Annotated in this window: 11 protein-coding genes, 1 tRNA gene and 1 pseudogene; 4 read left to right on the forward strand and 9 right to left on the reverse strand. The window is 71.0% G+C overall.

Annotation, left to right across the window (positions count from 1 at the left end; genetic code table 11):
- Positions 1-2: 2 nt before the first annotated feature.
- From Leucomu_RS02555 to Leucomu_RS02565, 3 genes are read right to left on the reverse strand one after another with little or no spacing between them, the layout of a single operon-like run.
- Positions 3-1658 carry an ABC transporter permease gene (locus Leucomu_RS02555; RefSeq protein WP_017882841.1) on the reverse strand — a complete coding sequence of 552 codons (1656 nt, stop codon included), beginning with the start codon at positions 1656-1658 and terminating at the stop codon, positions 3-5.
- A gap of 3 nt (positions 1659-1661) precedes the next feature.
- Positions 1662-2531 carry an ABC transporter ATP-binding protein gene (locus Leucomu_RS02560; RefSeq protein ID WP_017882842.1) on the reverse strand — a complete coding sequence of 290 codons (870 nt, stop codon included), beginning with the start codon at positions 2529-2531 and terminating at the stop codon, positions 1662-1664.
- Entirely contained in the window at positions 2528-3553 is a 1026-nt protein-coding gene (locus Leucomu_RS02565; protein WP_128386240.1) for an ABC transporter substrate-binding protein, read from the reverse strand. The genes Leucomu_RS02560 and Leucomu_RS02565 overlap by 4 nt, the downstream gene beginning before the upstream one ends.
- A 159-nt stretch (positions 3554-3712) precedes the next feature.
- On the opposite strand from Leucomu_RS02565, the gene Leucomu_RS02570 reads away from it, so the two are divergent.
- The 3 genes from Leucomu_RS02570 to Leucomu_RS02580 all read left to right on the forward strand — a co-directional run bounded on the left by Leucomu_RS02570 (position 3713) and on the right by Leucomu_RS02580 (position 6688).
- Positions 3713-5203, forward strand: coding sequence for a lipase maturation factor family protein (locus Leucomu_RS02570; protein WP_017882844.1), 1491 nt, complete (start codon positions 3713-3715; stop codon positions 5201-5203).
- Between the two features lie 163 nt (positions 5204-5366).
- A complete protein-coding gene (locus Leucomu_RS02575) occupies positions 5367-5576 on the forward strand; it encodes a DUF6458 family protein (RefSeq protein ID WP_041204898.1) in 210 nt (69 codons plus the stop codon).
- Positions 5577-5710: 134 nt separating this feature from the next.
- Positions 5711-6688: an NYN domain-containing protein gene (locus Leucomu_RS02580; RefSeq protein WP_031289578.1), complete on the forward strand. Its 978-nt coding sequence runs from the start codon at positions 5711-5713 to the stop codon at positions 6686-6688.
- Between the two features lie 108 nt (positions 6689-6796).
- Here the strand turns inward: Leucomu_RS02580 and Leucomu_RS02585 are convergent, their stop codons facing one another.
- The 3 genes from Leucomu_RS02585 to Leucomu_RS02595 form a co-directional block, all read right to left on the reverse strand.
- Positions 6797-7636, reverse strand: a complete 840-nt coding sequence (locus Leucomu_RS02585) for an SDR family oxidoreductase (RefSeq protein ID WP_128386241.1) — start codon at positions 7634-7636, stop codon at positions 6797-6799.
- A gap of 20 nt (positions 7637-7656) precedes the next feature.
- Complete coding sequence (locus Leucomu_RS02590) at positions 7657-8226, reverse strand: MarR family winged helix-turn-helix transcriptional regulator (RefSeq protein ID WP_017882848.1); 570 nt, start codon at positions 8224-8226, stop codon at positions 7657-7659.
- A 264-nt stretch (positions 8227-8490) separates the two neighbouring features.
- Positions 8491-9123 carry a hypothetical protein gene (locus Leucomu_RS02595; RefSeq protein WP_128386242.1) on the reverse strand — a complete coding sequence of 211 codons (633 nt, stop codon included), beginning with the start codon at positions 9121-9123 and terminating at the stop codon, positions 8491-8493.
- A 1205-nt stretch (positions 9124-10328) separates the two neighbouring features.
- On the opposite strand from Leucomu_RS02595, the gene Leucomu_RS02600 reads away from it, so the two are divergent.
- On the forward strand, positions 10329-11423 hold the full coding sequence (locus Leucomu_RS02600; protein ID WP_128386243.1) for an Ig-like domain-containing protein: 1095 nt from the start codon (positions 10329-10331) through the stop codon (positions 11421-11423).
- Positions 11424-11428: 5 nt separating this feature from the next.
- Here the strand turns inward: Leucomu_RS02600 and Leucomu_RS02605 are convergent.
- The 3 genes and pseudogenes from Leucomu_RS02605 to pstA form a co-directional block, all read right to left on the reverse strand.
- A tRNA-Lys gene (locus Leucomu_RS02605) sits at positions 11429-11503 on the reverse strand.
- 199 nt (positions 11504-11702) lie between these two features.
- Positions 11703-12482 (reverse strand): phosphate ABC transporter ATP-binding protein PstB, encoded by a 780-nt coding sequence (gene pstB / locus Leucomu_RS02610; RefSeq protein WP_128387752.1) that lies wholly within the window; start codon positions 12480-12482, stop codon positions 11703-11705.
- A gap of 63 nt (positions 12483-12545) precedes the next feature.
- Positions 12546-13613: pseudogene (pstA, locus tag Leucomu_RS02615) on the reverse strand (phosphate ABC transporter permease PstA); the annotation flags it as partial.

Raw genomic sequence — 13613 nt, forward strand, 5'->3', positions numbered from 1 at the left:
CCTCACCAGCGCGTCTGCTCGGGCGCCACCCGGGCCAGTACGCGCGCCTCGACGAACTCCACGAGCGCGTACGCGACGAGCGAGACGAGGGTGACCACCACCACGGTCGCCCAGAGCGACGTGTAGCGGCTCGTCGCCGCGTCGACCGCCATCATGTTGCCGAGACCGGTGCCGGTGGCGAGCCACTCCGCCACCGTGGCGGCCAGCAGCGCGGTGGGCGCGGCGATGCGGGCGGCCGAGAAGAACGCGGGGGCCATCGCGGGCAGCCGTCCGAGCAGCAGCACGCGCGGCGATGGCGTCGCGTAGGTCGCGAAGACGTCGGAGACCTGGCCCGGCAGCTGCCGCAGACCGTAGAGGCACGAGACGAGGGTCGGGAAGAACGTCATGATGGCGACCACCACGGCGGTGCCGAAGGGGCCGCGGCCGAGGGCGGCGACCAGCAGGGGAGCGATCGCGATGATGGGCACGCACCGCAGCGCGACCGCGACCGGGGTGAGCGCGCGGCGCACCCGCGACGACAGCGAGAACGCGACCGCGAGCAGCAGCCCCATCGCGAGACCGGCGAAGTACCCCGGGGTCGCCACGGCCACGGTCTCGGCCACCGCCTCGAGCAGTTCGGCGCGGTGCTCGCCGGCGTCGGCCGAGGCGACGAGCCAGTCCCAGACGTCCCACGGGCGTTTCGCGAAGTACGGGTTGAGACCGAGCGCCTCGAACAGCACGACCCACGCGACGAGCACGATCGCGGTCGTCGCGAGCGCCCCTCCGACGGCTCGCCCCCAGCGCCCCAGCGCGGATCGGCGCGGCGCCGAGCCGGGCGGCGTGAGCAGCACCGTCGGCCGGTCCGGGCTCGCCCTCCGCGCAATCAGGGAGACCACGCCGTAGCCGAGCAGCGACACCGCCGCGCTCAGCACCATGAGCGCCCACAGCCCGTCGGTGTCGAGGCTGCGCAGGGCGAGGATCGACAGCACGCCGAGCCCTCGCTCGGCGCCCGTGAACTCGCCGACGAGCGCGCCGAGGAACGCCGCGGGGACCGAGGCCTGGAGGCCGGCCATCAGGTAGGGCAGGGCCGCCCGCGCCCGCACCGTCACGAGGGTGGTCCAGCGGCCGCGACCGTACGAGGCCGTGAGGTCGAGCCACGAGCGGGGCACCGCGCGCAACCCGACGAGCAGCGGCACGAGGGTGAGGTAGTAGACCGCCAGCGCCGCCAGTGTGATCTGGGGCCCGTCGCCGAAGCCGTAGACGAGCCGCAGCAGCGGGCCCAGCGCCACGAGGGGCAGGCAGTAGACCACGAGGGCGAAGCGCAGCACGATCCGCTCGAGGCCCGGCAGCAGCACGACGAGCAGCGCGAGCGCGACCGCCGCGAGGTTGCCGAGCAGGTAGCCGGCCAGCGCCTCGCGCATGGTGAACAGCAGCCCTCGGCCGTAGACCTCGGCGTTCTCGACGAGTGCGACGGCGATGCCCGACGGCGTGCCGATGAGATGCCGGCCGGCGAGCAGCGTGCGGCCCAGCAGCTCCCAGAGGCCGATCACCACGAGCCAGCCGAGCGCGGCCCGCAGCGCCGCGGCCCGCTTCGACCCCCGGCGGAGTGCGCCGGGGGCGAGCTCGCCGCCCGCGGCGCCGTCCTCGAGGCGCTCGGCCCGGGTCGCCGTCAGCACCATCGCTCAGCTCCGGCTGCCGGCGGTCTCGTCGACGCCGAGCAGCGCGCCGATGCGCTCGACGAGCTCGCCGAAGCCAGGGCTGCGGAAATGCTCGAGGCTGCGCGGCCGTTCGAGGTCGACGGGGATGTCCGCGATCACCGCGCCCGGCCGCGGCGACATGACCAGCACCCGGTCGGCCAGCAGCACCGCCTCGGAGATCGAATGGGTCACGAGCAGCGTGGTGGTCTGCGAGCCCGACCACAGCGGCGGCAGCTCGATGTTGAGCCGCCGGCGGGTGAGCTCGTCGACGGCGCCGAAGGGCTCATCGAGCAGCAGCAGCCGAGGCTCGGTGATGAGGCAGCGGGCGATCGCAGCGCGCTGCCGCATGCCGCCCGACAGCTGCGCCGGCCGAGCCCGCTCGAAGCCCTCGAGGCCGACGAGCCGCAGCAGCTCGGATACGCGCTCGTGGTCGACGGGCCTGCGCGCGAGCCGCTGCGCGAGCGCCACGTTGGCCGCGGTCGTGCGCCAGGGCAGCAGCGACGCGTCCTGGAAGGCGATCGCGAGTTCGCCCCGGCGCCGCACCTCCGTCGGATCGTCGCCGCCGATCCGCACCGATCCGCCGGGGTCGGCCTGTTCGAGGCCCGCGATGATCCGCAGCAGCGTCGACTTGCCGCAGCCCGAGGGACCGACGAGCGCCGTGACCGAGCCCGCCGCGAGTGTCAGGTCGAGGGGCTCGAGCACGCGCAGCCCGTCGCGGCCGGCTGGGAACGTCTTGGAGACCGACGCGCACACCACGTCGGGGGCGGAACCGGCGGCCGCTTCCGCGGCATCGGCGGGGAGCGGGCGGCCCGCCGGGCCGTCCGCTCCGTCGCTCTCGGCCCCGGGCGCGCTCACGCGGTCGGGCCGTTCTCGTAGATCTCCTCGAGGATCGAGTGATCCCACAACTCCTCCGTCGCACCCTCGATGCCCAGCACCTCGAACAGCCGCAGATTCTGCTCGACCTGCTCATCGGTGAACCAGCCGAAGCCGAACTCGTCGGTCGCCTCCGAGAACATGATGTCGAGCTGCACCTCCGCCTGCTTCTGCTGCGTGGCGAGATCGAGCCCGGCGTCGGGGTACATCTGCACGACCAGCTCGGCCGCCGCACCAGGGTCCTGCTGGTACAGCTGCCAGCCCTGCGCGTCGCCCCGCATGAGTCGCACGATCCGGTCGCGCTGCTGCTCGTCTTCGAGGCTCGACCGCAGCACCGTGTACGTCTGGCTCATCGGGTTGTACTCGAAATCGGCGAGCAGCATCGAGTGCGCCTCGACACCCTGTACCGCCAGGGCGACCGGCAGATCGTTGTAGAAGCAGTACAGGCCGTCAACCTGACCCGCCGTGAGCACGGCCGGGTCGTACTGGCTGGGCACGAACTCCACCTGATCCTGTTCGAGCCCGTTCAGCGCAAGGAACGCCTCGAGTGCCGGGGTGTCGGTGCCGGCCACGCCGATCTTCTTGCCGTCGAGGTCGCCGGGCTGCTGCAGCGGGGCGTCGGCGAGCGACAGGATCGTGCCCGGGCTCTTCTGATACTGGGCCCCGATGATCACGAGGTCGGCGCCCTCCGCATTGGATCGCGCGACCCCGTCGGCGGCCGAGATGTTCATGAGTGAGGCACCGCTCACCGTGCTCGTGTCGCCCGCCACGTTCGGCCCCCCGGCCGCCAGCCTGACGGTCAGGTCGAGCTCTTCGAACAGGCCGCGATCCTGCGCCAGATAGGTGCCGCCGAACTGCACCGAGTGCGTCCACGACAGCTGGTAGGTGACCTCCGCGGCCCCGCCGGCCGGAACCGAGCCGCGCGCGCAGCCCACGAGGCCCCCGAGGGCGAGGGCGCCGGCGCTTCCGAGCAGCGCGCGGCGGGTGAGAGCTGGTGCGGACATGTGACCTCCGAAGATCGACTCATGCGCCAGCCGGGCCCCTCGCCCGGCGCGTGCCCACAGTTTAGTGGGGCGATCCCGCACCCCTCAGGGGGTTGCGGCGCTCTCACGCGCTGTGGCAACCCCTGTTCGGGCGGGAGACGAGAGCGTAGCCTCTTCGGCATGGACGGGTTCGCGGCTGTCGATTTCGGGTTCGCGCGAGAGGTTCTGCAGAGGGGCGTCGCAGCGCTGTACCTCGTCGCCTTCATCTCGACGCTGAACCAGTTCCGACCGCTGCTCGGCGAGCGCGGCCTGCTGCCCGTCACCCGACTGCTCGCGTGGGCCGAGTCTTCGCCGTCGCGGGCGAGGCTGCTGCGACCGACGCTGTTCCGGCGCATCCGTTACACCGACCGTCGCCTCGCGGTGCTGTGCTGGATCGGCATCGCCCTCTCGGCGCTGCTCGTTGCGGGTGTGCCCCAGCTCACGGCGCCCTGGGTGCCGATGCTGTGCTTCCTGCTGCTGTGGTTCGGCTACATGTCGATCGCGAGCATCGGCCAGACCTTCTACGGATTCGGCTGGGAAATGCTGCTGCTCGAAGCGGGGTTCCTCGCCGCGTTCCTGGGATCGACGGATCAACCGCCGCCGACCGCGGTGATCGTGCTGTTCTGGTGGCTCGTCTTCAGGCTGGAGTTCGGCGCCGGCATGATCAAGATGCGCGGCGGGCGGGAGTGGCGCGACCTGACGGCCCTCATGTACCACCACCAGACGCAGCCGATGCCCGGCCCGCTCAGCCGCCAGGCGCACCTGCTGCCCGGCTGGTTCCACCGGGCCGAGGCGCTCGGCAGCCACTTCGCGCAGCTCGTGGTGCCGTTCTTCCTGTTCGCGCCGATCCTCGGTCTCTGGATCCCGGGCCCGGTGCCCGCGATCATCGGCACCGCGGCCGCCGCGATCATCATCGCGACCCAGCTCTGGCTCGTGCTCACCGGCAACTTCGCCTGGCTCAACTGGGCCACCGTCGTGCTCGCGTGCTCGGCGATCTCGGTGACCGGAAGCGGCGCCGTCGCGGCGACCGATCCCGGGGCGCTCGCCTGGTTCGGAGGCCTGCCGCCCTACTGGTTCGGGATCACCACCGCTGTGGGCCTGCTCGTCGTCGCGCTCAGCTGGCCGGCGCTGCGCAACCTGTTCGCGAGCCGTCAGCTCATGAACGCGAGTTTCAACCGGTGGCAACTGGCGAACGCGTACGGCGCGTTCGGCACGGTCACGAAGGAGCGCGTCGAGTACGTGATCGAGGGCACCGTCGACGAGGATCCCGGAGCCGCGGAGTGGCTGGAGTACGGATTCAAGGGCAAACCGGGCGACGTGCGACGAGTGCCGCGGCAGTTCGCCCCCTACCACCTGAGGCTCGACTGGCTGATGTGGTTCCTGCCGCTCGGCCGCTCGCTCGACGAGTGGTTCACGGCGCTGCTCGTGCGCCTGCTGGAGGCCGACGCTCCGACGCTCGCCCTGCTCGCCGACGACCCCTTTCGCGGCGAGCGGCCGCGGTGGGTGCGGGTGACGTCGTACCGCTACCGCTTCGCGTCGCGCGCCGAGCGCCGGGCCGACGGCGCGGTGTGGGTGCGGGACCACCGCCGTCCGCTGGTGCAGCCGGTCGGGCTCGAGCAGCCGGCGGAGTGATCGGGGGCCAGCGCGCTTCCGATACGCCCGCCTTGTCAACCCCTTGTCGAGGCCTGCGGCCCGGGGCGAGTCTGGGGTGCACGTCCGCCTTCGGAGACGCGGTGGGAACGGCGCCCGAAGGGCGCCGCGCCGCACCCTTCGGATCAGGTGAAAGGAGAGGCTCATGGGTATGGGCTCGGGAATCGTGCTCTTCGTCATCGGCGCCATCATGGCGTTCGCGCTCAACGTGCAGGTCGAGTGGATCGACCTCAACATGGTCGGCTATCTGCTGATGGGCGCCGGCGCCGTGGTGTTCTTCATCTCGCTGATCCTCTTCTTCTCCCGGCGACGGGGCGGGGGCCAGGTCGATCCGGTCGACCGCGGCATCGAGTGAGCGCGGTACGGCGCTCGGCGCGTCGCGCGGTGGCGCGCGGCGGCTCGCTGCGCGCTCCGCGCGGCGGCTCCGCATGCCCTGTGAGATCGACGCGTCTCGCGCGGCGAAGCGCCGCACCCTGACAGACTGAGTCCGTGGCGAATACTCAGAACGGCCGTGTGGCGGTCTACCTCGACTTCGACAACATCGTGCTCTCCTGGTACGACCGGGTGCACGGCCGCAACTCCTACGCCCGCGACCGGCAGCGCATCGCCGAGGATCCCTCCGACGCCGAGATCGCAGCCCGACTGCGGGCGGCGGTGGTCGACGTGGGCGCCGTGATCGACTACGCCTCGTCGTTCGGCACGCTCGTGCTCACCCGCGCGTACGCCGACTGGTCGTCGCCCATCAACGCCGACTACCGCGCGCAGCTCGTCGCACGCGCGGTCGACCTGGTGCAGCTCTTCCCGGCCGCGGCCTACGCGAAGAACGGCGCCGACATCCGGCTCGCCGTCGACGCGGTCGAGGACATGTTCCGCCTCGACGACCTCACCCACGTGGTGATCGTGGCGGGCGACTCCGACTACGTGCCGCTCGCGCAGCGCTGCAAGCGGCTCGGCCGCTACGTCGTGGGCATCGGCGTCGCGGGCTCGACCGCGAAGGCGCTCACCGCGGCGTGCGACGAGTTCGCGTCGTACGACTCGCTGCCCGGCGTCGAACTGCCCCAGCGCGAACAGGAGCAGCCGGCCAAGCGGCAGAAGCGCGGCAAAGCCGTGGCCGCGTCGAAGGAGAGCCCCGCGATCGAGGCCGTCGAGGAGCAGTCGGCGCCCGCCTCGCGGGCCGACGACGATCGCGACGCCGCCGACGAGACCGATGAGACCGATGAGGACTCCGATTTCGCCGTGACCGGGCTGCTCATACGCGCGCTCTGGCTGGGGCAGGAGAAGGACGACTCGGGGTGGCTGCACAGCTCGGCCGTGAAGCAGCAGATGCGCCGCATGGACCCGTCGTTCAACGAGAAGGCGCTCGGGTTCCGCTCCTTCTCCGACTTCCTGAAGTCTCGCTCCGACGTGGCCGAGCTCGAGGAGACGGGGCACGAGCGCCTCGTGCGCCTGCGCGATCAGACCCCGTAGCGGGCCGGAGACGGGCTCGGTGCCCGCGTCCTGGAAGAGGGGCGCCCGACCCCGTCGCCCCCCTCCGACAGGCTCAGGGGCGGCAGGGTCGGGCGCGACAGGGGTCGTTCAGCCGCCGAGCTTCGCGTAGAGCTCGGCGAACTTCTGGGCGATGCCGTCGTTGTTCCACGACCAGACGTCTTCGCCGCGCAGCACGGCCTCGGCGCCGCCGTCGCAGTAGATCGTCTGACCGCAGCAGTGCGTGTTGTCGACCGAGGTGAGCCAGATCAGCAGCTTCGCGATGCTCTCGGGATCCTGATGGTAGCCGAGCGGCATCGGCACGACGGCGTCGATCAGCGCGGACCCCTCGGGCGTCGCGCGCAGATCCGCCGTCATCGGGGTCTTCACGACGCCCGGGCCGACCGCGTTCAGGGGGATCCCCGCGCCCGCCCACCGCTCGGTCACGGCCTCGCGATGCACCCAGCGCGAGATCGCCTGCTTCGACGACGCATAGATCAGCCCGCCCGTCTGCTCGTTCTGCGCGAGCTCCTCGGCGATCCCGAGCGCGGCCTGCTCGTCGTCGTTCAGGAACGCGTCGACGAGCGGCGGGAAGACCGGCTGCACCGACGAGAGCGACGAGATCAGCGCGGTGCGCGGCGCATCCGACTTCGCGAGTGCCGGCTGCATCGCCTCCAGGAACTCGGTCATGCCGAAGTAGTTGACCGCCGCGGTGATGGCCTTGGGCAGCGACAGCCCGGCACAGGCGATCACGGCGTCGACGGTGCCGCCCGCCAGCTGCGTAGCCGCCTCGGCCGCAGCGCGGCGGCCCTCGCTCGTCGAGAGGTCGCCGTCGACCTCGACGCCCGCGAGGTCGACGCCGATGACGGTGTGGCCGTCGGCGCGCAGCAGCTCGGCGGTGGTCTTGCCGATGCCCGATGCGGCGCCGGTGATGACGTAGGTGCGTGACATGGTGATTCCTTTCGTGGGGATCAACCCGCGTGCGAGCGCGGGATGCTGGGGGAGGGCGGAGCGGCGCCCTCGGAGCCGGGGCCGCTCGGATGCGCCTCGGGTGCGCCCGAGTGCCGCTCGAGGTCTGCGACGGTGCGCTCCGTGACGAGCGAGCCGACGAACTCCTCGATCAGCGATGCGAAGGTCGTCGTCTCGCCGTCCGTCCACCGCGCGATCGCGTGCCCGATCATCTGCACGCCCGCGTCGAACAGCCGGTCGAAGGCCTGCCTGCCGGCGGGGGTCAGTGCGACGATGCCCGCGCGGCCGTCTGATTCGTCGCGGTCGCGCTCGATGAGCCCGGCCTCGCGCAGCCGCGCGATGAGCTTCGATGTGGAGGGGCGGCTGAGGTGCACCTCGTCGGCGATCTCGCTGGGGCGCGCGGACCCGCCGCGCAGCCCGAGGGTGTAGACGGCGCGCACGGCGGTCGCGTCGAGCGGGACGCCGCATGCCGCAGAGATGCGGGTCTGGAAGTCGCGCGACGACCAGCGCGACATGAGCCCCGTGAGCGAGGTGAGCAACCGGGCCCGGGGATCCGCGTCGCCGTCGTCCATGCCCCCATTATCGCCCTAATAGTTGCCTCGGGCAATTATTTTCTGAGAGAGGCCGGAGTCGGCGGGGTGAGCGGCGCCGACGGGGGACCGCGGTACCCGGCAGGTGCATCCACCTCGCTCAGCTGCCGTCCCGCCATCGCCGCGGGAGGGCACGAAAAAACCGGACCGCAGAACGCCTCTCGGCGGAAGGCCGCTCGAAGCGGCAAAAATTGGAGCCCGGGGTTACTGCGGCCCGGCGGCACCAGTCTAACGCAGGGCCTCCGGTCAGGCGAGGGAGCCGTCGCGCCAGCGGCGGGCGCCCGCGTGCAGCTCCTGCGCCATCGTGGAGTAGCGCAGGGCGCGGGTGGTGAGCTGCTGCGCGTGGGCGTCATCGTGCACATCGCGCGTGTCGGCGAGGTCGGCCGCTCCGAGCGCCATGATGCGGCAATAGCTCGCGGCCCGGTCGAGGGCGGCCCCGAGATCCCCCACGAAGGCGCCGCGCAGGATCGTGTCGCAGAGCTCCCCGATCGACACCGGCGTGACCGGCTCGGCCGCCCCCGCCACCACGGGATCGATGGTCAACGCCGCCGCCGATCCGCGCCGGAACAGATCCGCCGACCCCTCGGCGTCGCCCGCCACCACGCGCCGCAGCAGGTAGAGGCGCCACAGCACCCCCGCGAGGGAGTGAGTTCCCTCGCGGGCCCACAACTCGGCGATGTCGTCGATGCCGGGGCCCGTCGAGGCGAGCCCCACCACGCGCTCGACCACGGAGGGGTCTGCGCCCGTGCGCACCCGATCCAGCAGCGCCCACGACGTCTGCTGGGCGATGCGGTGCGAAGCGCCCGGCTCGTCGGAGCCGATGATCCAGTCGAAGTCGGCGGTGGGCTGCAGCACGGGGCGCTGATGGTCTCGGGTCACACATCTCCTCGGGTCGGAACGGCGGGAGAAGGGTTCGGGATCCCGCGCGCCCCGCGAGTCTACGCCGCGGGCGCCGCCCCCGCGTGGATCGGGTGTTCGGGAAAGCCCGATAAAATTGGTGATTCCGGGGTCTCGCTACGAGACACGCCCTGATACACTCCTCGAGTGGACGCCGTCCAAGTTCGCTGGGGAAGTGGGCGCGGCGATCTGTTCCGGGGGAACACAGATGATGCTGCAACCGTATTTCCAGCGCGCCGAACACCGCTCGCGAACCGCTCGGCTCGTTGCCGGCGGGCTGGCGCTCCTGCTCGGCGTCGGCGCACTCCTCGGGATCGCCGCCCCCGCCCAGGCTGCGCCGCCCACGGCCCCGACGGTCGGATTCACGCTCCCCGCAGGCGGGGGACTCGTCGAGCTCCAGGGCGCAATCGGTATGGGGAACGTGATCGTCGCAGTGAGCCCGTCGGCGGGTGCGAGTGTGAGCATTCAGGGTCCCACCCAGATCGTGGTCTCGCCGACGCAGACGCCGGCTTTCCCCAACCACCGCACCCAGGCGACGGTGGGGTACACGGTCGAAAGCGATGGCGAGACCGCCAGCGGGCAGATCGACCTCACCTTCGTCCACAAGCCGTGGGTGTTCGCATCGGGCCTGAGCGACGCCGTCGTCGCAGCCGGCGAGACCGTGCAACTGCGAGTCGAAGCGCGCGGAGAAGAGTTCGTGGCGGGCGCGGCGACCGGCGGCAGCAGCTATTCGGTGAAGGCCCAGCCGTCGATGGGAACCGCAGCCGTCGCGAGTGACGGGGTGGTCACTTACACGGCCCCCGCGAACGCGGTGCCCAACAGCACCGCAACGGTGCGGATCCTCGCCACCGACCATTACGGCCAGACCGGCGAGACCTATCAGCCGCTGACATTCACGATCAAGGGCACCGCCGAAGCCGACACCTTCGGCGTCGACATCCCCTCCGGCGACGGCAACACGAGCACTCGCGTGGAGATCCTTCCCGACCACGCCCGAGGGGTGAACCCGCGACTCACCAGTGTGCTCGCGAACCCCGGCAACGCCGCGGTGTCGTTCGACGCCACGGGCGCGACCTTCACGCCTCCCGTGAGAAACTGGGGCCCGCTGGAGGCCTCGACCGGTTTCGTCGCCCCCCTATACGATCACCGACGACAACGGACCCGCGACGGCGCAGGTCAACGTTCGTGTGCTGCGGGCTCCGGTCATCACCGCACCGACGCTCGTGGGCGACGTGCCGGTCGGGGGAAGCGCGACTTCGGCGGTCAAGGTCCTGAACGGTCCAGTGATCCCCGCCACCGACGGCTACAGCATCGTTGCACCGCCGAGCTTCGGCACGGCGACGGTGAACGACGCGGGCGTGGTCGCCTACGCCGCCCCGGCCGGCATGCCGCTCGGCACCATCGACAGCGTCACCGTGCGGGTCACCGACAAGGTCGGGCAGTCCGAGACGGTCGACGTCCGATTCGAAGCGTACGAGGGCGCGGCCGCCCCCGACATCACGATGGAGCAGCCCGACGCGGCGTTCGTGCTCGACCTGCTCGACGGCTCGGGCGGGGAGGGCAAGGCCCTCGCCGCGGTCAGCCTCGTCTCCGGCGACGCGGCAGTGCAGCCCGACCTGGCCTCCGGCGCAGTCGCGGTGATGCCGGACCACGCCTGGAGTGCGGGCGAGGCCGCGCACGAGATCACTCTCGCCTACACCGTGGCGGATGCCCGGGGCGGCACCGCCACGGGCACCGTGACCGTCGCCGTGCTGCCGAAGCCGGCGTTCGCCCACACCGAGCCGGGCCTCGTCAGCAAGACCGCCAGAGTCGGCGATCTGGTGCAGTTTGACGCCGGGGCCCTCCTGCCGGGCAATCTGCCCGAGACCGGGGCCTTCACCGTGCTGCAGCAGCCCACGGCGCTCCCCAATGCGGGTGCAGCGGGCCCCGCCGCCGCGATGCGGCAACTCTCGGCATTCTCGATGCTGCTCGCGACGGGCCCCGCCACCGTGAACGAGGCCGGGATCGTGACCGTCGACACGCGAGGAATGGCGGTGAACACGCAGTACGAGTTCGTCGTGCGGGCCACCGACCGGGTCGGGCAGTTCGCCGATCAGACGTTCAGGATCAACCTCGCAGCGGCGGCGGCCCGCACCGACGAGCCCGGTGTCACCAGCGCGACTTCCAGGGCTGCACGGCTTGCGAGCACCGGTGCGGACCCGTCGGGGCTGCTGCTCGCTGCCGGAGCGCTGCTCCTCGGGGGCATGCTGCTGGTGCGTCGCAGCACTCGGCGAAGCGTCTGACGCGGTGGTGCCCCCAGTAGGGATCGAACCTACGACCTGCGGATTAAAAGTCCGTAGCTCTACCGCTGAGCTATAGGGGCGGACCCGGATAAGCCTATCGGATCGGTGCGCGCCGCTGCACGCCAGCCGGGACTGCCTCCGCTCCTCGGCCGGGGTCCCCTGCCCCCTCCTCGGAGACGACGAAGCGGAGCCCCGAACTGCGCCCCGGAGGCAGTGCAGTTCGGGGCTCCGCGGTGCGGGAGGCCGGCGCGGCAGCCGCGCCGGCCTCGACGCGGAGACCTACCCGAAGCGGCCCGAGACGTAGTCCTCGGTCGCCTTCACGGACGGGGTCGAGAAGATCTTCGAAGTGGCGTCGTACTCGATGAGCGTGCCCGGCTTGCCCGTGCCGGCGATGTTGAAGAACGCCGTGCGATCCGAGACGCGCGAGGTCTGCTGCATGTTGTGGGTCACGATGACGATCGTGTACTCCTTCTTCAGCTCGTCGATCAGATCCTCGATGGCGAGCGTCGAGATCGGGTCGAGCGCCGAGCAGGGCTCGTCCATGAGCAGCACCTCGGGCGAGACCGCGATGGCGCGGGCGATGCAGAGGCGCTGCTGCTGACCGCCCGAGAGGCCCGATCCCGGCTTGTCGAGGCGATCCTTCACCTCGTTCCACAGGTTGGCGCCCTGCAGCGAGCGCTCCACGAGATCGTCGGCGTCGCTCTTCGAGATCTTGCGATTGTTGAGGTTGACGCCGGCCAGCACGTTCTCCCGGATCGACATGGTGGGGAACGGGTTGGGGCGCTGGAACACCATGCCCACCTGCCGGCGCACGAGCACCGGATCGACGCCCGGGCCGTAGAGGTCGTCGCCGTCGAGCAGCACCTCGCCCTCGACGCGCGCGCCGGGGATGACCTCGTGCATGCGGTTGAGGGTGCGCAGGAACGTCGACTTGCCGCAGCCCGAGGGGCCGATGAACGCGGTGACGCTGCAGGGCTCGATGTTGATGGAGACGCCCTCGACGGCGAGGAAGCTGCCGTAGTAGACGTTGAGGTCGTTGACTTCGATGCGCTTGGACATTGCGTTCCCTTGGTTTTGAGACGGTGGAGTAAGACTGGGGCGGGCGGTGGTCAGCGCCCGGTGCTGGGGGGAGAACTTCTTCGCGACGAAGCGGGCGACGAGGTTGAGGGCCATGACGATGAGGATGAGCACGAGGGCCGCCGCCCAGGCCCGCTCGAGGAACGCCCACGCGGGATTGCCCTGGTTCGCGAACTGGGTGTACACGAACACCGGCAACGACTGCATGCGGTCGTTGAACAGGTTGTAGTTCATGCTCGCGGTGAATCCGGCGGTGATGAGCAGGGGCGCGGTCTCGCCGATCACGCGGGAGATCGACAGCATGATGCCCGTGGTGATGCCAGCGATCGAGGTGGGCAGCACCACCTTCATGATCGTCAGCCACTTCGACACCCCCAGCGCGTACGAGGCCTCGCGCAACTCGTTGGGCACGAGCCGCAGCATCTCCTCGCTCGACCGCACGACCACGGGGATCATCAGCACCGAGAGGGCGACCGCGCCGATGATGCCCATGCGCACGCCGGGCCCGAGGAAGAGCGCGAAGGCCGCGTAGGCGAACAGGCCGGCGACGATCGAGGGGATGCCGGTCATCACGTCGACGAGAAAGGTGATGGTCTTCGCGAGTCGACCGCGGCCGTACTCGACCAGGTAGATCGAGGTCATGAGGCCGAGCGGCACCGAGATGACCGTGGCCGCGAGCGTGATCATCAGCGTGCCCACCATCGCGTGCAGCGCGCCGCCGCCCTCACCCGTGACGTTGCGCATCGAGGAGTTGAAGAACTCGGGGTCCAGGCGTGCCACGCCGTTGCCGACGACCGTGATCGCCACCGAGATCAGCGGCACCATGGCGAGCAGGAATGCCCCCGTGACGAGATTGGTGACGAAACGGTCGGTCGCCTGGCGGCGGCCCTCGACGGCGGCCGAGATCGAGGTCGTCACGACGAGGTGCAGGATCAGGCCGATCAGCACGGCGCCGACGAGGTTGAACTCGGCGCCGTTCGCGAGGGAGAGCAGGCCGAAGAGGGCGAGCGACGCGGCGAGGCTCGCGCCGAGGATGATCCAGGTCGTGGGCTTCGGCAGCCGGTTGCCCGTGAGCACGGCGCCGGGGGAGACGGGGCGGACGGTGAGTGCCAT

The organism is Leucobacter muris, from assembly GCF_004028235.1.
Lineage (GTDB): Bacteria > Actinomycetota > Actinomycetes > Actinomycetales > Microbacteriaceae > Leucobacter > Leucobacter muris.